Origin of the sequence: Streptomyces sp. NPDC059917 (assembly GCF_042730635.1) — a bacterium.
In the GTDB taxonomy this organism is placed as follows: Bacteria; Actinomycetota; Actinomycetes; order Streptomycetales; family Streptomycetaceae; genus Streptomyces.
This window is the reverse complement of the sequence record NZ_JBHWLC010000041.1, coordinates 25,648-43,864: the sequence shown is the minus strand read 5'-3', so window position 1 is coordinate 43,864 and position 18,217 is coordinate 25,648. Positions and strand designations below refer to the sequence as shown.

Here is an 18,217-nt window from a genome sequence, read left to right as displayed (position 1 = left end):
GCCCCTCAGCCCGACGCGTCGAGCAGGGCCGTCAGCTCGTCGCGGACCAGTTCCATGAACGGCCGGGTCGCCGCGGGCTCCACCGCCCGCTCCCCGGCCACCGCGTACAGGTGGGCCAGTACGGCCGCCACGTCCGCGAAGGGCCCCACCGGGCGCACCAGCCACAGCCGGCCCGCCGGGCGGGGCGGCAGCCCGAGGCCGGACAGGGTCGCGTCGGCCTCGGCGTCCATCCCGTGCAGGTCGGCCGCCGACAGCGGGGCGCACTCCACCTCGGTGACCGTGCCGTGGCCGTCCATCCGGGTCTCCACCGCCCAGCGCGTGGCCCGGTCGGCCACCCAGGTCCGGGCGGGCGCGGGCCACACGTACGGCAGGAACACCCACAGCGCCTGCTCGGGCGCCGGCTCCCAGCCGAGCACCTCCAACTCGCGCACCTCGGGCAGCCGGTCCGGCTCCAGCTCGCTGCGCCCGGACCGGCGCGCCCCCAGCGGGTGCGCGGCGCCGTCCTCGTCCCAGTCCCATGACATGGGCGCAGGCTACCGACGAAGGGGCCCGGCGGCCGGGAGGCCCGACAGCCGGACCCGCGGGTCCGCGGCCCGCGGGAGCCTCAGCCCAGGGGGTTCTTCGCGATCCGCCCGGCTATGCCGTTCGCGACCAGGCCGGCGGCCGAGCAGTGCGGCTTGCGGGCCGCCTGGTCCTCGAAGAGGGCCAGGAAGGAGGGGCCGAAGTCGGCCCGCGGATAGGCCCGCAGCAGCTCGGCGCGGAACGACCCGTCGAACTCCTCCACCCGCAGGCCCGACACGTCGGCGCTGGTGCCCACCTGCAGGAGGTGGCTCTCCACGTCCTCCTCCGCCGTGACGTCCTCGCGCATGTGCAGCACGATGACCTCCTCGGCGCGGGCGCGCCGCGCCGGAGCCCAGCCGAGGCCCGCCGTGAGCACGCGGGCCACGTGGCCGCCCGCCTCCTCGAAGGGGAGGGTGTGGCTGTCGAAGGGCGCGGTCAGGCCCAGGTCGTGGAGGAGCGAGGCGACGTAGAACAGCTCCTCGTCATAGGCCAGGCCGCGCTCGGCGGCGTACCGCGCGCCGAAGGCGTAGGAGCGCACGGAATGGTTCAGGAGCGCCTCGTCGGCATACTCCGCCGCGATCTCCCGCGCCGCCTCGGCCGATCGTCCCGCTACGGTCCACATATCGCTCGGTTCCCCTCCGCATGACGTCTGTTGACGCCGGTCACTGTAGGCGGGGGTGCGGGCGGGGGTGGAAATCCACCGGCGCCGGATCCTCCCCCGGCCAGCTCAGCCGGGTCGGCGCCACCGGGGTCTCGGCCAGGACCCGGCCGCGCGAGACGACGAAGCGCGGCCGGACCTGGCGGCGCAGTGCCTCGGCGGGCGAAGTCGCGGGCAGCAGCACGAAGTTGGCGGGGGCGCCCTCCGCGATGCCGTACGCGTCCTCGTCGAGCCCGAGCACCCGGGCCGCGCGGTCCGTCACCATGGAGAACGCGGTGGGGATCTCGTCCGTTCCCGTCAGCTGGGCCGCGTACAGGCCCATCAGGGCGGTCTGGAGCGGGTTCCCGGTGCCCAGGGCGTTCCACGGGTCCATCACGTCGTCGTGTCCGAAGGCCACGTTGACCCCCGCCGCCAGCATCTCCTTGACCTGGGTGAGGCCGCGCCGCTTGGGGTAGCCGTCGAAGCGGCCCTGGAGGTTGAGGTTCGCGAAGGGGTTGCTCACCAGGTTGATCCCGGAACGCTCCAGCAGCCGCTGGAGCTTGAAGCTGTAGGCGCCGTTGTAGGAGCCCATCGCCGTCGTGTGCGAGGCGGTCGCGCGCCCGCGCAGTCCGGAGCGCAGGGCCAGGGTCGCCAGTACCTCCACGAAGCGCGACTGCTCGTCGTCGATCTCGTCGCAGTGGGCGTCCACGCGCAGCCCGTGCCGTTCGGCGAGTTCGAAGGCGAAGCGCAGCGAGTCGACCCCGTCCTCGCGGGTGTCCTCGTAGTGCGGGATCGCGCCGATCACGTCCGCGCCGCGGACCACCGCCTCGCGCATCAGGCGTTCGCCGTCGGGGAAGGAGACGATGCCCTCCTGCGGGAAGGCCACGATCTGGAGGGTCAGCACGTCCCGCACCCGGTCGCGGACCTCCGCCAGGGCGTCGAGCGCGATCAGGCCGGGGTCGGTGACGTCGCAGTGCGTGCGGACGTACAGCACGCCCTGGGCGGCCTGCCAGCGCAGCACCTCGGTGGCGCGCGCGACGACGTCCTCGCGGGTCAGCGTCCGCTTGCGCTCGCTCCAGCAGGCGATGCCCTCCCAGAGGGTGCCGGAGGCGTTCGGGCGCGGCTCACCTGCGGTCAGCGCGGTGTCGAGGTGGACGTGCGGTTCGACGAAGGGCGCGGTGAGCAGCCCGCCGTGCGCCTCGATGAGGGTGCCCGTCACCGGTGGCTCCCGCTCGTCGTCGTGCGGGATGAGGTGGGCGATCCGGCCGTCCTCGGCCACCTCGACGTCGACGAGGCTGGCGGCGACCGCGCCCCGTCCCTCTCCTGTGTGCAGCCGGGCACCCCGGACGATCATCCGCATACCGTGACGTTATAGCGGTACGGCTGCCAATCCGGCGGCATCCCGGCGCCCGGTGCGGCAAGAATGGGGCGCATGACCAGCGATGTGAGCAGCGACGTGAGTGCCCCGCCCGCCATGCCCGACTGGGAGAAGCGGTTCCGGGCCCCGCGCGTCGGGCTGCCCGATTGGGCCGAGGACGCCCCGGACCGCAGCCTCTTCGTCTCCAACGCGACGGGGACCTACGAGCTGTACGCCTGGGACCGCGCGAGCGGCGCCCAGCGGCAGGCCACGGACCGCCCGAACGGGACCACCGACGGCACCCTCTCCCCCGACGGCGCCTGGATCTGGTGGTTCTCCGACACCGACGGCGACGAGTTCGGCGTCTGGGTGCGCCAGCCCTTCGAGGGCGGCCCGGACGAGCCCGCGACGCCGGGCCTGGAGCCCTCGTACCCGGGCGGCCTGGCGATCGGCCGCGACGGCACGGCCGTGGTCGGCCGGTCCACCGACGAGGAGGGCTCGACGCTGCACGTCGTGCGTCCCGGCGCGGAGCCGGTGGAGATCTACCGCCACCACGAGTCGGCGGGCGTGGGCGACCTCTCCCGCGACGGCACCCTCGTCGTCATCGAGCACACCGAGCACGGCGACGCGATGCACTCCTCGCTGCGCGTGGTCACCCTGGACGGGGCGACCGTCGCCGAGCTGGACGACACCGCGGGCGGCACCGAGGAGCTGGGGCTGTCCGCGCTCGGTTTCGCGCCGGTCGCCGGGGACGCCCGGCTGCTGGTCGGCCACCAGCGGCGCGGCCGCTGGGAGCCGATGGTCTGGGACGTGGCGGCGGGCACCCAGGAGGACCTGGAGATCGACCTGCCCGGCGACGTGAGCGCCGAGTGGTACCCGGACGGCACCGCCCTGCTGATCGCGCACGAGTTCGAGGCGCGCGGCGAGCTGTGGCGCTACGACCTCGCGACGCGCGAGCTGGTCCGGGTGGACACCCCGCCCGGTACGGTCTCGGGCGCGACCGCCCGCCCCGACGGCACCGTCGAGTACCAGTGGTCCTCGGCCGCCGAGCCGGCCTCGGTCCGGTCCACCACCGGCGCGGTGGTGCTGGACCCGCCGGGCTTCCGGCCGCCGGGCTCCGTGCCCGTCGAGGACGTGTGGGTCGAGGGGCCGGGCGGGCGGATCCACGCGCTGGCGCAGCGCCCGACCGGGCACGGCGAGGGTCCCTTCCCGACCGTCTTCGAGATCCACGGCGGGCCGACCTGGCACGACAGCGACGCCTTCGCGGCCACCCCCGCGGCCTGGCTCGACCACGGCTTCGCGGTGGTCCGGGTCAACTACCGGGGCTCGACGGGCTACGGCCGCGAGTGGACCGACGCCCTCAAGCACCGGGTCGGCCTGATCGAGCTGGAGGACATCGACGCGGTGCGCGCGTGGGCGGTGGAGTCCGGGCTCGCCGATCCGGCGCGGCTGGTGCTGTCCGGCGGCTCGTGGGGCGGCTACCTGAGCCTGCTGGGGCTGGGCACCCAGCCCGAGGTGTGGGCGGTGGGGCTGGCCGCCGTGCCCGTCGCCGACTACGTGGCGGCGTACGAGGACGAGATGGAGCCGCTCAAGGCGCTGGACCGGACGCTCTTCGGCGGGACGCCCGAGGAGGTGCCGGACCGCTTCGCCGCCTCGTCCCCGCTGACGTACGTGGACGCGGTGCGGGCGCCCGTGCACATCGCGGCGGGCGTGAACGACCCGCGCTGTCCGATCCGCCAGATCGACAACTACGTCGAGCGGTTGGTGGCGCGCGGCGCCGAGCACGAGGTCTACCGCTACGACGCCGGGCACGGCTCGCTGGTCGTGGAGGAGCGGATCAAGCAGGTCCGGATGGAGCTGGAGTTCGCGCTGAAGCACCTGCCGCAGGGCGCCTCCGCCTGAACCCGGCCCGACCCGGGACGGAGCGACCGGTGCGGCCCCCGTACGGTGGTGGGGTGCACCGGTTTCTCCTGACCCCGCGCTGGTGGGGGATCAACGTCTTCGTCGTGCTGGCCGTCCCCTTCTGTCTGTTCATGGGGACGTGGCAGCTCGGCCGCTTCGAGGACCGCGTCGGCAGCCACCGGGAGGCGGGCGCCGAGCGCCCGGCCGACCAGGTCGCCGCCCCGCTGGACTCCCTGCTGCCGGTGGACACCCGGACCTCCGGACGTCTCGCCTCCGTCTCCGGCCAGTACGCCGAACAGCTGCTGGTCCCGGACCGCCAGGTCGACGGGAAGTCGGGCTTCTACGTGCTGACCCTGCTGCGCACCGACGGCGGCAAGGCCGTCCCGGTGGTCCGCGGTTGGCTCCCGGGCACCGCGGACGCGGCCAGGGCTCCGGCGGCGCCGACCGGTCGGGTCCAGGTCTCCGGGGTGCTCCAGGCCCCGGAGAGCTCCAGCAGCAAGGGCGTCCACTCCCAGGGCGGTCTGCCCGCCGGACAGCTCGGCGTGATCGGGGCGGCCTCGCTGGTCAACCTGGTGCCGTACGAGTTGTACGACGCGTGGCTGACCGTGCCGACCCCCTCGGACGGGATGATCGCGGTACCGGCCAAGGCGCCGGCGAACACGGGGCTCGACCTCAAGGCCTTCCAGAACCTCGGTTACACCGGCGAGTGGTTCGTCTTCTCGGCCTTCGTGCTCTTCATGTGGTTCCGGCTCTACCGGCGCGAGGTGGAGACCCTGCGCGACGCGGAGGCCGGGCTGCTGCCGCCGGACCCCGCCACGGGCCCGGCGGACGACGCCGCCGTCCCCGCTACGGCTTCGGCGCCGCGTCCAGGGCGATGACGCCCGTGCGGTAGACCGTCCCCGCGCACTGCGTGGGGACGGTGGTGCGCGTGGTGGACGCGCCCGGGCGCACGGCGTGCGTGAGCGCGACCCCGCCGCTCTCGGTGGTCGGGCCGGCGCTCGGCTGTCCGCCCGCGGCGGCGTCGGTCTCCGGCCGGGCGCCCTGCACCCGCGCGGTGCCGCCCTGCGCGGGCTTGCCGCCCGTGTCCCCGGTGCCCGTCGCGCAGGTGGGGTCGGGCACCCAGGCGAAGCGCACCTCGTAGCCCATGGACGGTTGGAGGACCAGGCCGGGCGTCTCCGTGGCCGGGTCGGGCAGGCCCGTCGCCGGATCGCCCGCGGTGTGCGCGAGGACCGCGACCGGGGCCTGGCCGGAGGTCGCGCCCGATGCCGGGGCCGCCGTGACGGTGTCGGCCCCGGTGACCGTACAGCCGCTGATGGAGACGTTGGTGACGCGGAAGCTGCCGTACACCTTGCCGTCCGCCTCGGCGGCGCCGGTGGTGGCGCGCACCCCGAGCTGGGCCTCGGCGCAGCCGGGCACGCCCGCCGCGGCGGGGGGCAGCGGGCCGCCGCCGGCCGCCGCGCCCGTGGCGGCCGGTCCGGTGCCGTTGCCTGCGACGGCCTGTGTCGACGGGCCGGGCCGCGGCGTACTGGTGGCGCCGCCCGCGGCGGCGCCCTGGCTGGTGGCCGGGGCCTGCGGGGGCTGTGCGAACGCGCCTCCGCCCGCGGCGTGCGGGTCCGAGGAGCCGTCCTGGTCGCCGTTCACGGCGGTGCCGTGGCCCGCCATCGCGGAGTGCTCGCCGGGCGCGCCCTCGGCCGCCGTCAGGTGCAGGGCGGCCGGGACCGCGGTCCCGCACAGCAGCACGGCCGCGGCGGCGCCGATGACGACCTGGCGCTTGCGGGCCCGGCGGGCCGGGACGGCGTGGCGCAGCCGCTCGAGCGCGCCGTCCGAGGGCGTCAGGCCCCCGACGGCTCCGTGCAGCAGCCCGCGCAGCTCGTGCTCCCGCACGACGTCACCGGGATCCTCGTCGTGCGTCCCGCTGAAACGGTTCACCTGGTCGTTCATGACTGCGCAGCCTCCATCGCCACCCGCAGCGCGGCAATGCCCCGCGATCCGTACGCCTTGACCGAGCCGAGGGATATCCCGAGGGTCTCGGCGACCTGGGCCTCCGTCATGTCCGCGAAGTAGCGCAGCACCAGCACCTCGCGCTGGCGCCGCTGCAGTCCGCGCATCGATCTGATCAGATCGTCCCGCTCCAGCTGCTCGTACGCGCCCTCTTCGGCGCTCGCCATGTCGGGCATCGGCTTCGACAGCAGCTTGAGCCCGATGATCCGGCGGCGCAGCGCGGAGCGGGAGAGGTTCACGACGGTCTGGCGCAGGTACGCCAGCGTCTTCTCGGGCTCGCGGACCCGGCTGCGCGCGGAGTGCACCCGGATGAACGCCTCCTGGACCACGTCCTCGCAGGAGGCGGTGTCGTCCAGGAGCAGCGCGGCCAGGCCCAGCAGGGAGCGGTAGTGCGCCTGGTAGGTCTCGGTGAGGTGGTCGACGGTGGTCCCGACGGCCGCCTCGGGCGCCGCCGCGCCCACGGCCGCCTCGGGCGCCGCCGCCACGGGATCCGCGGACGTCACCGGCTCGGCCGGCGGCGCACCGTCGGCGCCGTCACGCGGGGAGGGCACGAATCCCCCCCTGACCGGCGCTGCGGGCGCGGACACGGGCGCGGGCGACGCGGTGGAAGCCGGCGGCCGGGCCGGAAGGGGCACGATCACCGGGAGACCGCCGCCGCCGGGAGCGGAGCGCGGCGAGCGGCGCCGTACGGGAAGGATCCCGGGGCGCACCGGTGGAGCCACGAAGTCGAGCAATGCCTCTGCCACGCCAGTTGGACACGCGTCCCCCGGTCAGGGTTGTACGCGTGCGGCAGCCCCACCAGCATCGTGTCGCCCGCCCTCATGCGTAACCGCTCTTCACCTTGATCAAGGGATCGCTCCCGATCCTACAAAGCGAATTACGCGAATTCACCAGCAATCAGTTCCGCGATCTGGGTCGCGTTCAGGGCGACGCCCTTGCGGAGGTTGTCCGCGCAGACGAAGAACTCCAGCGCCCGGGGGTCGTCCAGGGACACCCGCACCCGGCCCACCCAGGCCGGATCGGTGCCCGCGGCGTCCACGGGGGTCGGGAACTCCCCCGCCGCCGGGTCGTCCACGAGGACCACGCCGGGGGCGGCCTCCAGGATCTCGCGGGCCCGCGCCAGCTCGACCGGATGTTCGAAGGCGGCCCGGACCGTGAGCGAATGGCCCGTCATGACCGGCACCTGCACGCAGGTCACGGACACCGCGAGCGCGTCGAGCCCCAGGATCCGGCGGACCTCCGCCCGTACGGCCAGCTCGTGCGAGGACCAGCCGTCCGCGCTCAGCTCGCCGGACCACGGCACCACGTTGAGGACGAGCGGCGCCGCGAAGGGCCCGGTGTCCTCGCCCACGGCACGGCGCACGTCGCCCGTGTGCTCGCCCAGATCCGTCCCGGCGACCACGGCCAGCTGACGGCGCAGCACCTCGGACCCGTCCCGGCCCTCGGCGCTCGCGGCCTGGTACGAGGAGACCACCAGCCCGGTCAGCGCGTACTCGGCGTGCAGCGCGCCCACCGCCGCGATCATCGCGGCGGTGACGGAGTCCGGCCCGGCGACGATCCCGCGCGGGCGGACCCGTACGGCCTGCGCGTTGATCTCGGGCACCACCAGCGGCACCTCGGGATCGTCCCGGAAGGCCGCGGAGTGGTCGACCACGGCGGCGCCGCGCGCGGTCGCGACCGGCGCCCAGCGGGCCGACACCTCGGCCGGGGTCAGGAAGATCACCACGTCGCCCGCACCGAGGCCGTCGAAGGCGTCCTCGGTGAGGGCGAGCACCTCGCACTCCTCGCCGCGCACGGTCAGCCGTCGGCCGGCCGAGCGCGGGGAGGCGATCAGGCGGATGTCGCCCCAGACGTCCGCCCGCTGGGACAGCATCTGGAGCAGCACCGCGGCGACCGCACCGGTCGCCCCGACCACGGCCAGGGCCGGGGCGGAGGACCGGTCGACGGCCGGGATCAACGTCCCGTGCCTCCGTAGACGACCGCTTCGTCGCTGTCGGAGTCGAGGCCGAAGGCCGAGTGCACGGCGCGGACGGCCTCGTTGACGTCGTCCTGGCGGGTGACCACCGAGATGCGGATCTCGGAGGTCGAGATCAGCTCGATGTTCACGCCCGCGTCGGACAGGGCCTGGAAGAACGAGGCGGTGACGCCCGGGTTCGTCTTCATGCCCGCGCCGACCAGGGAGATCTTGCCGATCTGGTCGTCGTAGCGCAGCGAGTCGAAGCCGATCGTGCCCTTCGCCTTCTCCAGGGCGTCGATGGCCTTGTGGCCCTCGGCCTTGGGGAGGGTGAAGGAGATGTCCGTCAGGCCCGTGGAGGCGGCGGACACGTTCTGCACGATCATGTCGATGTTGATCTCGGCGTCCGCGATGGCGCGGAAGATGGCCGCGGCCTCGCCCGGCTTGTCCGGCACACCGACGACCGTGATCTTGGCTTCGGAGACGTCGTGAGCGACTCCGGAGATGATGGCGTGCTCCACCGGCTCGTCCCCTTGCGGATTCTCGTTGCTGACCCAGGTGCCGCGCAGTCCGGAGAAGGACGAGCGGACGTGGATCGGGATGTTGTAACGGCGCGCGTACTCCACGCAGCGGTGCAGCAGCACCTTGGAACCGGACGCGGCCAGCTCCAGCATGTCCTCGGAGGAGATCCAGTCGATCTTCTGGGCCTTCTTCACGACGCGGGGGTCCGCGGTGAAGACGCCGTCGACGTCGGTGTAGATCTCGCAGACCTCGGCGTCGAGCGCCGCGGCCAGGGCGACGGCGGTCGTGTCCGACCCGCCGCGACCGAGGGTGGTGATGTCCTTGCTGTCCGCGGAGACGCCCTGGAACCCGGCGACGATGGCGATGTTGCCCTCGTCCAGCGCGGTACGGATCCGGCCCGGCGTGACATCGATGATGCGCGCTTTGTTGTGGACCGAGTCGGTGATCACACCGGCCTGGCTGCCGGTGAACGACTGGGCCTCGTGGCCCAGGTTTTTGATCGCCATGGCCAGCAGGGCCATGGAGATCCGCTCTCCCGCGGTCAGCAGCATGTCGAATTCACGCCCGGCAGGCATCGGAGACACCTGCTCGGCGAGATCGATCAGCTCGTCCGTCGTGTCGCCCATCGCCGACACCACGACGACGACCTGGTGGCCGTCCTTCTTGGCGTCGACGATCCGCTTGGCGACCCGCTTGATGCCCTCGGCATCCGCTACGGAGGAGCCTCCGTACTTCTGCACGACTAGGCCCACGTGCGCTCCTCGATCAAGTCCGTCAGTTTGCGGGTGCAGTCTAACGAGCGGCCGCGATCCGACCGTCTCGTACCACATCATGAGACGAAAAGATCAAAGAATGGGTTCCCGCGCGAGAACGGTCCGTGCCGCTCCCCCACCGGTCGCCGCGGGGCGCCGCTACTTCTTGCGCAGGCCCAGCGGGCCCGCGAGCTCCTGCGCCATCACCAGCCCGGCCTGCTCCGCGAGGTCCTCCTCGGCCAGGTCCTCGTCCGTGTCCAGGCCGTCCAGCTCCTGGAGGGGCTGGTCGAGGCGGACGTGGGCGACGAGCGACTGCAGGGCCCGCAGGGTGGCCGAGGCCGTCGATCCCCAGTTGGAGAAGTACGAGAACTGCCACCACCACAGCGCCTCGGTGGTGCGGCCCGCCCGGTAGTGCGCCAGGCCGTGCCGCAGGTCGGCGACCACGTCGGCCAGGTCGTCGGAGATCCGGTGCGCGACGGGCGCCTTGCGCGGCTCGTAGGGGTCGAAGACCTCGGAGTACACGTCGACGGGGTCCAGCATCAGCGCGAACCGCTCGCGCAGCTCGTCCACGCCCGGCTCGGGCCCGATGTCCGGCTCGTAGCGCTCGTCGGGCACGACGTCCTCGTACGCCCCCAGTCGGCCGCCCGCCAGCAGCAGCTGGGAGACCTCCAGGAGCAGGAACGGCACCGCGCTGTCCGGGTCCTCGCCCTTGGCCACCTCGGTGACGGCGACGATGAAGGACTCGATCTGGTCCGAGATCTGGACGGCGAAGTCGTCCGGATCCTGGCCCAGGGCGTGCAGCGTTGCGTCAGACATCGAGAAGTCGCCTTCCTTCAAAGGCCCGCCCGAGCGTGACCTCGTCCGCGTACTCCAAGTCTCCCCCGACGGGGAGCCCGCTGGCCAGGCGGGTGACCTTGAGGCCCATGGGCTTGATCATCCGGGCGAGGTACGTCGCCGTCGCCTCGCCCTCCAGGTTCGGGTCGGTGGCCAGGATCAGCTCCGTCACCGAACCGTCCGCGAGGCGCGCCAGCAGCTCGCGGATGCTCAGGTCGTCCGGTCCGACGCCCTCGATCGGGCTGATGGCGCCGCCCAGGACGTGGTACCGGCCCCGGAACTCACGCGTCCGCTCGATCGCGACGACGTCCTTGGACTCCTCGACCACGCAGATCACCGTCAGGTCCCGGCGCGGGTCGCGGCAGATGTTGCACCGCTGCTCCTGCGCCACGTTCCCGCACACCTCGCAGAAGCGGACCTTGTCCTTGACCTCCAGCAGCGCGTGCGCGAGGCGGCGGACGTCGGTGGGCTCGGCCTGCAGGATGTGGAAGGCGATCCGCTGCGCGCTCTTGGGCCCGACGCCGGGCAGCCTGCCCAGTTCGTCGATCAGGTCCTGGACCACGCCTTCGTACAACGGACTGCCTTCTTTCGCGTGCGCCGGGGGCTGCCGCCCCCGGCGGGAGGGGATTGCTTAGAACGGGAGGCCGGGGATGCCGGCGCCGCCCAGGCCCTGGGCCAGCGGGCCCAGCTTCTGCTGCTGGAGCGCCTGCGCGTTCTCGTTGGCCGCCTGGACCGCGGCGACCACCAGGTCGGCCAGCGTCTCGGTGTCCTCGGGGTCCACGGCCTTCGGGTCGATCACCAGCGCGCGCAGCTCGCCGGAGCCGGTCACCGTGGCCTTGACCAGACCGCCGCCCGCCTGGCCGTCGACCTCGGTGCGGGCCAGCTCTTCCTGGGCCGCGGCGAGGTCCTGCTGCATCTTCTGGGCCTGCTGGAGCAGCTGCTGCATGTTGGGCTGGCCACCGCCGGGGATCACTGGTCACTCACTCCATACGTCGCACTGTTACGGGTGAAACCGAGCCTACGTGCTCCCCGGGCACCGCGCCCTACGCCGTGAAGACCAACTCTTTCGAGTGAGGGTGGGGCGTGCACGTACCTGATCAAGGCCCCCTTGCGGGCGGAAATCCCGGGATTCGTCGCCCATCGCCCGCCGTTCGGAGGTAGGAAGGGCATGCGCACCATTGCGCACACGCGCACCACCACACGTCAGCGCAGGCAAAGGGAGTGCCGGGTGAGCCAGCCGGAGATGCAGCCCGAGGGACCACCTCGGGATCCCCGGGAGGAGGGCGGTGGACCGATGGCCGCCGCGGGCGATCTGACCGGCCGGCCCTTCCCCCTCGGAGACTGGGGCGAGCCCGCCGAGCGGCTCGACGAGCTGTACCGACGCGTCGAGGACGACGCCCTGCGCACCGCCGCGTGGTACCTCGGCGACCGCGCCCGCAAGCGGCGCGGCGCCCGGATCCTGCGGGCCGGGGCCGCCGCCGGCGTGCTCGCCGGCGCCGCGATGCCGCTGCTGGAGCTGACCGGGTCCACGCCGGGGCTGGCCACGTACGGCTACCTCTCGCTGCTCGTGGGCGCGGCCTGTCTGGCCTGCGACCGGTTCTTCGGGCTGACCTCGGGGTGGATGCGGGACGTGGCGACGGCGCAGGCGGTCCAGCGAAGACTCCAGACGCTCCAGTTCGACTGGGCGTCGGAGAACGTGCGCGAGGTGCTCGGCCCGACCGAGGGCACCGCCAGCGAGGCCGCCGACCGCTGCCTGTCCGTGCTGCGGCGCTTCCAGGAGGACGTGACGGAGCTCGTGCGCTCCGAGACCGCGGACTGGATGGTGGAGTTCCGCTCGGGTCCCGCGCCACTGGTCATGCAGTCCTTGGGCGTCTCCGGCGCCCGCGCGGAAGCGGGCGCCCCGCCCGTCCGCTTCCCGCTCCCCCCGGGCACCCGCCCGAACATGCCGCGCCAGCGACCGCCGGAGCAGCCGAGGTGAGGACGGGCGGGGCCGGTGCCGGCCCCGCCCCGCCCCGCGATCAGCTGAAGATGATCATCGACCCCTGGCCGAGGCTCCGCGTCGCCGCCGCGTGCAGCCCCAGCCACACGTGCCGCTCGCGGGCGAAGGGGCTGTCGTCGTAGGGAATCGGCCCCGCCGGTTCCTCCAGCGAGGTGGGCCGCCCCGGCGGCGCGGGCGGCGCGGGCGGGTTCCCCGGGTCGATCCCGATCGCGGGACCCACGAACGCCAGCTCGCGCAGCAGGCCCTGCGCGGAACCCAGCGGCCCGCCCCCGGCCAGCAGCTCCTCGTTCGCCAGCGGCACCGCGAAGTCCACCGGGACGTACGCCCCGGCGTGGTCGTAGTGCCACACCAGGTGCGACTGCTGGGCCGTGGACTCGAACATCTCCAGCAGCTGCTCGTAGTCGCCGCCCAGCTCGTCCACCGGGGTCACCGGCAGTCCGCAGAGCTGGAGCAGGTAGGCGCGCCGCAGGAAGTGCAGGGCGTCGTAGTCGAAGCCGGCCACCGGGGCCACGTCCCCCGACAGCCCGGGCATGTAGGCGAAGACGGGCACGGACGGCAGTCCGGCCTCGCCGAGCGCCTTGTCGTACGAGGCGATCTCTTCCGCGAAGGGGTTGTCGGGGCTGTGGCACAGCACGTCGACAAGGGGTACCAGCCAGAGGTCACAGGCCACGCGGGCTCCGTCCGGTCGTGTGTCCGCCGATCGGCCCAGCGTAGTGCGCCGGACACCCTCCGCGAAGGGGTCGGTAGAGGTTGCTCCCCGAGCGAGGACCTGCCCCGCGACCGGCGCTACGACCGACCCACCCGCCAGACCCACGCGTCCCGCACCTTCACCGGCGGCGCACCGAGCAGCTCCGTCAGCGTGCGCACCAGCTCCGCGGAGCGGTCCTGCTCCGGCACGACCACCACGCCGGCCTTCCAGTACGACAGGTCGCGGCGGGCCTGCGCCCGCCACTCGGGCCCGATGGCGGGCGGCTCGGCGCCGTAGCGGATGTCCCGCAGCAGGTTCGACAGGTGCCGCGGGGGCGCGCCGTAGATCCCGGTCCGCTCCGGGCCCCAGGGCCCGTTGTAGTAGCCGCCGGCCAGGTCGAAGCCGAAGTCGGCCTCGACCTGCCAGTGCAGCGCGTCGGCCACGCCCGGGTCGGGCAGCGGCACCGCGACCAGCGCCTCGCCGTCCCTGACGTACTCCTTCCAGGCACCGGAGGTGATGAAGGCCGGCACCGGGGCCCGGTCCCGGACCGCCAGCGGCAGCGGCAGCACCGGCAGCAGGACGGCGGCCACCGCGAGCACGCCGAGCGTGCGGTGCTCGCGGGCGGGCGCGGTGGCGATCCGGTCCAGCGCGAGGGCCACCAGGATGCCGAGGACCGGGGCGCACACCATCGCCACGCGTCCCTCGATGACCGACTCGAAGAGCGGCAGCTTCGTGATCCAGCGCCACGGGCCGGGCAGCGTGAGGTCGGTGTGCGGGATGGGCACGATCGGCCCGAGCGAGAGGACCGCCGCCACGACACCGGTGATCGCGAGCGCGCGGACGAGCGTGCTGCGCCACATCCAGACGCAGACGAGCGCGCCGAAGGCGAGCAGCGGCCAGCCGTAGAAGGCGTTCTGCTCGGTGGTGTTCAGGGAGAGCTTGCCCGCGGTCTGCGGGTCGCCGAAGAGCGAGCGGCCCGCGTACTCGATCAGGGCGCGCGGGCTGTTCCCGGCGTTGTCCCCGTGCAGCACCGAGTGGTAGCTCTGCGGACCGGAGAACTGCCAGTACAGCGGGAAGATCACCAGCGGCAGGCAGACGGCCAGCGCGATGACCACGCCGAGGCCCAGCGGGCGCCAGGCCGCGCGGACCCGCTCGCGGTCGACGACGAGGTGGGCGAGGGCGAAGACGACCAGGCCCAGCGCGGTGATGAGCAGCGGCTCCTCGCCGATGAAGATCTGGTACGTCGCGAAGAGGCCGAGCAGCACCCCGTCGCGGACCACCCCGCGGCCGTCGTGCGCGGCGTCGCACAGGCGCAGCGCCCGGTCGATGATCAGCGGGATCATGAACAGGACGACGAAGTTCGGGTGGCCGTTGGCGTGCGAGATCATCGGCGGCGCGAAGGCCGCCAGCGCGCCGCCCGCGGCGGCGGCCCAGCGGGTGCGCACCAGACGGCGGCGGATCAGCCAGTACCAGGTCCAGCCCGAGGCGGCCATGCCGAGCGTGAGCACCAGCACGAAGGTGACGGTCGCGCCGAAGAGCAGGGTGACCGGGATCAGCGGGACGGTCAGCCCGAGCATGGTCGCGTTGGCCATCAGGTTCACGCCGTCCGGCATGCCCTGGGCGGTGGTGAAGAGCGGATTGCGCAGGTGGGTGATGTTGTCGGTGGTGACGCCGACGAACCATTCCCACTGGTTCTGGTCCTGGAGCGCGTCGCGCAGGTAGGCGCCGTCGAGGTCGAGCCAGAGCCGGTGGAAGAGCAGGAAGGCGAGGGCGACGAAGAAGGCGGCGACGGCGAGCCCGCCCGCGTTCAACCGGAAGAACTCGCGGATCCGCAGGCCGAGCCGGCGCTCGCCCGGGTGGCGTTCCCTGACCGGGCGCTCGCCCGCGGTTCGCCGCACCGTACGTTCCTCGGTGCGCCAGCCCCGCGCGCGGCACCAGCGCAGCACCTCGGCGTCGATGGCCGGGCCGTGCAGGGTCGAGGCGGCGAAGGCGGCGCGGGCCCGGGCCCCGTCGAAGAGGGCGAAGGCGAGGGTGTCGGCGCGGAAGCCGGGCGGGCCGGGGATGCCGAGGGCGCGGGCCAGGGGGCCGCGGTGGCGGCCGGAGATCACCGCGGTGGTGTCCGGCGCGCGGTCCAGGCCGCTCTGGAGTTCGTCGAGCCCGTGCAGACCGGTGGCCGCGTGCGCGGCGTCGGTGAGCAGGATCCGGCGCCCGGTGGAGGCGCTGACCGCCGCGCGCAGGGTGGGGACGGCCCGTACGCGGGGATCGTCGGGCCGGGTGCCGGGGGCGTCGCTGTCGGGGGCTGCGTTGTCGGGGGCGTCGCTGTCGGGGGCGTCGGGGGCTGCGTAGTCGGGGGCTGCGTGCCCGGGGGGCGTCGCGTCCGCGGGTGCGGCCGGGGCCACGACCAGCAGTTCCCAGGCGCCGCCGCCGGGCCAGGACGCGGCGCGTTCGTCGAGGTCCGCGCGCAGCCGGGCCAGGAGCGGGGCGGTGCGGGCCGCCGGGGCGCCGTGGGTCCGCAGGATCACGCTGAGGCGGACCGGCTGCGGCCAGGTGGCGCCCGTACGCGCGTCGAGGCGTTCGCTCGGCGCGCTCACGCGCCCGCCGCCGTCAGTCCGGAGGCCCAGTCCAGGCCGTGCTGGTTGTAGGCGTGCACCAGGCGGCGGACCTCGTGCGCGTCGGCGCGGGTGACCGCCTCGACGAGTTCGTTGTGCCCGCTCCACAGCGCGGAGCGCAGTGTCGGCTCCTGCTGGAGGTGGGGGACGGCGAAGACCCAGCACTGCACGCGGATGCGGTGCAGGAAGTCCGCGATGTAGACGTTGCCCACCAGAGCGCTCAGCTCCCTCCAGAAGCGCAGGTCGTAGCCGATGAGCACCTCCAGCGAACCGCTCAGCGCGGCCCGCCGGGCCTCCTCCGCCCGCCGCCGCACCGACACCAGCATCTCCGCCGCGCCGGGCGCCGTACCGCGCTCGACCAGCCTGCGGAATATCCCGTCCACGATCAGGGTGCGGGCCTCGACCATCCCGCGGAAGTCGTCCACGGAGAAGATCCGCACCCGGAAGCCGCGGTGCTGGACCGAGTCCAGCAGTCCCTGCGCCGCGAGGTCCACCAGCGCCTCGCGCACGGGCGTGGCCGACACCCCGTACTGCTCGGCGATCTGTTTGACCGTGAACTCGGTGCCGGGCGGCAGGCGTCCCGCGAGCACCTCGTCGCGCAGCGCGTCCGCGATCTGCTGGCGCAGCGTGTTGCGCGTGACAGCTCCGCTGCCTGGCATAAGGGCCCGTCTCCTTCGTAGAACTCCGGACACCTTAGGCCAGGCGGCGGGGCCGCGGCCGGGACGCTATGTGATCACTGTGTGTTCGTTGGGCGGAGAGGAGGTGTCCTCTATGCGGATGTGGTGTGCCGGTCCGCGACCGTGAGGGCCTCGTCGAGGAGGGCCAGACCCTCCTTCGCCTCCGCTTCGGAAATGGTGCACGGCGGGACGACGTGCGTGCGGTTCATGTTCACGAAGGGCCACAGGCCGGACGCCTTGCAGGCCGCGGCGAACTCGGCCATCGGCGCGTTGTCGGCGCCCGCGGCGTTGTAGGGGACCAGCGGCTCGCGCGTCTCCTTGTCCCGTACGAGCTCCAGCGCCCAGAAGGCGCCCAGACCGCGGACCTCGCCGACCGAGGGGTGGCGCTCGGCGATCTCGGCGAGCGCCGGGCCGATCACGTTCTCGCCGAGGTGGGCGGCGTGCTCGACGACGCCCTCCTGCGCCATCGCGTTCATGGTCGCCACGGCGGCGGCGCAGGCGAGCGGGTGGCCGGAGTAGGTCAGTCCGCCCGGGTAGGGGCGCGTGGCGAAGGTGTCGGCGATCGCGCCGGAGATCGCGACGCCGCCGAGCGGTACGTAGCCGCTGTTGACGCCCTTGGCGAAGCAGAGCAGGTCGGGGGTGACGTCCCAGTGCTCGGCGGCGAACCACCTGCCGGTGCGGCCGAAGCCGGACATGACCTCGTCGAGGATGAAGACGATGCCGTAGCGGTCGCAGAGTTCGCGCACGCCCGCGAGGTAGCCGGGGGGCGGGGTCATGATCCCGGCGGTGCCCGGCACCGACTCCAGGATGATCGCGGCGATGGACTGCGGTCCCTCGAAGGCGATCGTGTCGGCGAGGTGGCGCAGCGCGCGCTCGCACTCCTGCTCCTGCGACTCGGCGTGGAAGGCCGAGCGGTAGAGGTAGGGGCCCCAGAAGTGCACGACCCCGGCCGAGGCGGTGTCGGAGGGCCAGCGGCGCGGGTCGCCGGTCAGGTTGATCGCGGCGGCGGTGGCGCCGTGGTAGGAGCGGTAGGTCGACATGACCTTCTGGCGGCCGGTGTGCAGCCGGGCCATCCGGACGGCGTTCTCGACGGCCTCGGCGCCGCCGTTGGTGAAGAAGATCTTGTCGAGGTCGCCGGGGGTGCGCTCGGCGATCAGGCGGGCGGCCTCGGAGCGGACGTCCACGGCGAAGCCGGGGGCCAGGGTGCACAGCCGGGCGGCCTGCTCCTGGATCGCGGCGACGACCTTGGGGTGCTGGTGGCCGATGTTGGTGTTCACCAGCTGGGAGGCGAAGTCGAGGTAGTGCTTGCCCTCGTAGTCCCAGAAGTACGACCCCTCGGCCCCGGCGACGGCGAGCGGGTCGATCAGGGCCTGGGCGGACCAGGAGTGGAAGACGTGGGCGCGGTCGGCGGCCTTGACGGCCGCACCGGCGCCCGGGTCGGCGGACACGGCGTGGGGAGCGGCGTGCGGGACATGAGGGGTCATGCGGTCAGGCTAGAAGTGCGCAGGTGGGAGGGGATATCGGCGGTCTGTATGGGGCTGGGGCACGGACCTCGGCAACCTGTCCGGCGAACGGCGCCGGATCCATTGCGGGCATGCCGCCATCCAAGGGCACCTTTTGCGACAAGAAGGACGAATGCCTACGCGGCCGGGACCCGCCCGGTCGGCCGATCGGGATTATGTCGAAGTCAATAAGCCTGTAAGTAAACCTTGTTGCCCAGGTCA

General features: G+C 73.4%; 17 protein-coding genes. 3 read left to right on the top strand and 14 right to left on the bottom strand.

Translation table 11 applies throughout. From position 1 onward, the window contains the following. Positions 1-5: 5 nt before the first annotated feature. From ACFWAR_RS23320 to codA, 3 genes are all read right to left on the bottom strand, one after another. On the bottom strand, positions 6-524 hold the full coding sequence (locus ACFWAR_RS23320; RefSeq protein WP_385780268.1) for a DUF5956 family protein: 519 nt from the start codon (positions 522-524) through the stop codon (positions 6-8). A gap of 80 nt (positions 525-604) precedes the next feature. Then, positions 605-1,183, bottom strand: a complete 579-nt coding sequence (locus ACFWAR_RS23315; protein ID WP_385780265.1) for an HD domain-containing protein — start codon at positions 1,181-1,183, stop codon at positions 605-607. A 40-nt stretch (positions 1,184-1,223) separates the two neighbouring features. Next, positions 1,224-2,558, bottom strand: a complete 1,335-nt coding sequence (gene codA, locus ACFWAR_RS23310; protein ID WP_385780263.1) for a cytosine deaminase — start codon at positions 2,556-2,558, stop codon at positions 1,224-1,226. 72 nt (positions 2,559-2,630) lie between these two features. Here codA and ACFWAR_RS23305 point away from each other — a divergent pair, with 72 nt between their 5' ends. Further along, positions 2,631-4,457 (top strand): prolyl oligopeptidase family serine peptidase, encoded by a 1,827-nt coding sequence (locus ACFWAR_RS23305; RefSeq protein ID WP_385780260.1) that lies wholly within the window; start codon positions 2,631-2,633, stop codon positions 4,455-4,457. A 53-nt stretch (positions 4,458-4,510) separates the two neighbouring features. Beyond that, a complete protein-coding gene (locus ACFWAR_RS23300) occupies positions 4,511-5,335 on the top strand; it encodes an SURF1 family protein (protein ID WP_385780258.1) in 825 nt (274 codons plus the stop codon). Here ACFWAR_RS23300 and ACFWAR_RS23295 read toward each other — a convergent pair. The 7 genes from ACFWAR_RS23295 to ACFWAR_RS23265 form a co-directional block, all read right to left on the bottom strand. After that, positions 5,304-6,398, bottom strand: coding sequence for a hypothetical protein (locus ACFWAR_RS23295; RefSeq protein WP_385780255.1), 1,095 nt, complete (start codon positions 6,396-6,398; stop codon positions 5,304-5,306). The two genes, ACFWAR_RS23300 and ACFWAR_RS23295, sit on opposite strands and share 32 nt — an antisense overlap. Beyond that, positions 6,395-7,180 (bottom strand): SigE family RNA polymerase sigma factor, encoded by a 786-nt coding sequence (locus tag ACFWAR_RS23290; protein ID WP_385780334.1) that lies wholly within the window; start codon positions 7,178-7,180, stop codon positions 6,395-6,397. The genes ACFWAR_RS23295 and ACFWAR_RS23290 overlap by 4 nt, the downstream gene beginning before the upstream one ends. Positions 7,181-7,335: 155 nt before the next feature. After that, entirely contained in the window at positions 7,336-8,415 is a 1,080-nt protein-coding gene (locus ACFWAR_RS23285) for an aspartate-semialdehyde dehydrogenase (protein ID WP_385780252.1), read from the bottom strand. Further along, the gene (locus ACFWAR_RS23280) at positions 8,412-9,686 is read right to left on the bottom strand and encodes an aspartate kinase (RefSeq protein ID WP_330331242.1); all 1,275 of its coding nucleotides are present in this window, start codon (positions 9,684-9,686) and stop codon (positions 8,412-8,414) included. Before ACFWAR_RS23280 ends, ACFWAR_RS23285 begins: the two co-directional genes overlap by 4 nt. Before the next feature lie 159 nt (positions 9,687-9,845). After that, a complete protein-coding gene (locus ACFWAR_RS23275; protein WP_385780250.1) occupies positions 9,846-10,502 on the bottom strand; it encodes a DUF5063 domain-containing protein in 657 nt (218 codons plus the stop codon). Then, a complete protein-coding gene (recR, locus tag ACFWAR_RS23270; RefSeq protein ID WP_385780247.1) occupies positions 10,495-11,094 on the bottom strand; it encodes a recombination mediator RecR in 600 nt (199 codons plus the stop codon). The genes ACFWAR_RS23275 and recR overlap by 8 nt, the downstream gene beginning before the upstream one ends. A 57-nt stretch (positions 11,095-11,151) precedes the next feature. Then, positions 11,152-11,493, bottom strand: coding sequence for a YbaB/EbfC family nucleoid-associated protein (locus ACFWAR_RS23265; RefSeq protein ID WP_385780244.1), 342 nt, complete (start codon positions 11,491-11,493; stop codon positions 11,152-11,154). A gap of 255 nt (positions 11,494-11,748) precedes the next feature. Here ACFWAR_RS23265 and ACFWAR_RS23260 point away from each other — a divergent pair, with 255 nt between their 5' ends. Beyond that, positions 11,749-12,498 (top strand): SLATT domain-containing protein, encoded by a 750-nt coding sequence (locus ACFWAR_RS23260; protein WP_385780241.1) that lies wholly within the window; start codon positions 11,749-11,751, stop codon positions 12,496-12,498. A 40-nt stretch (positions 12,499-12,538) separates the two neighbouring features. Here ACFWAR_RS23260 and ACFWAR_RS23255 read toward each other — a convergent pair whose 3' ends face one another. From ACFWAR_RS23255 to ACFWAR_RS23240, 4 genes are all read right to left on the bottom strand, one after another. Next, complete coding sequence (locus ACFWAR_RS23255) at positions 12,539-13,189, bottom strand: hypothetical protein (RefSeq protein WP_330331247.1); 651 nt, start codon at positions 13,187-13,189, stop codon at positions 12,539-12,541. Positions 13,190-13,305: 116 nt separating this feature from the next. Beyond that, positions 13,306-15,798: a glycosyltransferase family 2 protein gene (locus tag ACFWAR_RS23250; protein ID WP_385780238.1), complete on the bottom strand. Its 2,493-nt coding sequence runs from the start codon at positions 15,796-15,798 to the stop codon at positions 13,306-13,308. Then, the gene (locus ACFWAR_RS23245; protein WP_385780236.1) at positions 15,795-16,475 is read right to left on the bottom strand and encodes a GntR family transcriptional regulator; all 681 of its coding nucleotides are present in this window, start codon (positions 16,473-16,475) and stop codon (positions 15,795-15,797) included. The genes ACFWAR_RS23250 and ACFWAR_RS23245 overlap by 4 nt, the downstream gene beginning before the upstream one ends. 110 nt (positions 16,476-16,585) lie before the next feature. Continuing rightward, on the bottom strand, positions 16,586-17,977 hold the full coding sequence (locus ACFWAR_RS23240) for an aspartate aminotransferase family protein (protein ID WP_385780233.1): 1,392 nt from the start codon (positions 17,975-17,977) through the stop codon (positions 16,586-16,588). Positions 17,978-18,217 lie beyond the last annotated feature (240 nt).

Bases quoted from the DNA above. Each gene is read 5' to 3' on its own strand.
- codA (WP_385780263.1), bottom strand. From the start codon at position 2,558: ATGCGGATGATCGTCCGGGGTGCCCGGCTGCACACAGGAGAGGGACGG.
- ACFWAR_RS23320 (WP_385780268.1), bottom strand. From the start codon at position 524: ATGTCATGGGACTGGGACGAGGACGGCGCCGCGCACCCGCTGGGGGCG.
- ACFWAR_RS23245 (WP_385780236.1), bottom strand. From the start codon at position 16,475: ATGCCAGGCAGCGGAGCTGTCACGCGCAACACGCTGCGCCAGCAGATC.
- ACFWAR_RS23305 (WP_385780260.1), top strand. From the start codon at position 2,631: ATGACCAGCGATGTGAGCAGCGACGTGAGTGCCCCGCCCGCCATGCCC.
- ACFWAR_RS23315 (WP_385780265.1), bottom strand. From the start codon at position 1,183: ATGTGGACCGTAGCGGGACGATCGGCCGAGGCGGCGCGGGAGATCGCG.
- ACFWAR_RS23295 (WP_385780255.1), bottom strand. From the start codon at position 6,398: ATGAACGACCAGGTGAACCGTTTCAGCGGGACGCACGACGAGGATCCC.
- ACFWAR_RS23275 (WP_385780250.1), bottom strand. From the start codon at position 10,502: ATGTCTGACGCAACGCTGCACGCCCTGGGCCAGGATCCGGACGACTTC.
- ACFWAR_RS23240 (WP_385780233.1), bottom strand. From the start codon at position 17,977: ATGACCCCTCATGTCCCGCACGCCGCTCCCCACGCCGTGTCCGCCGAC.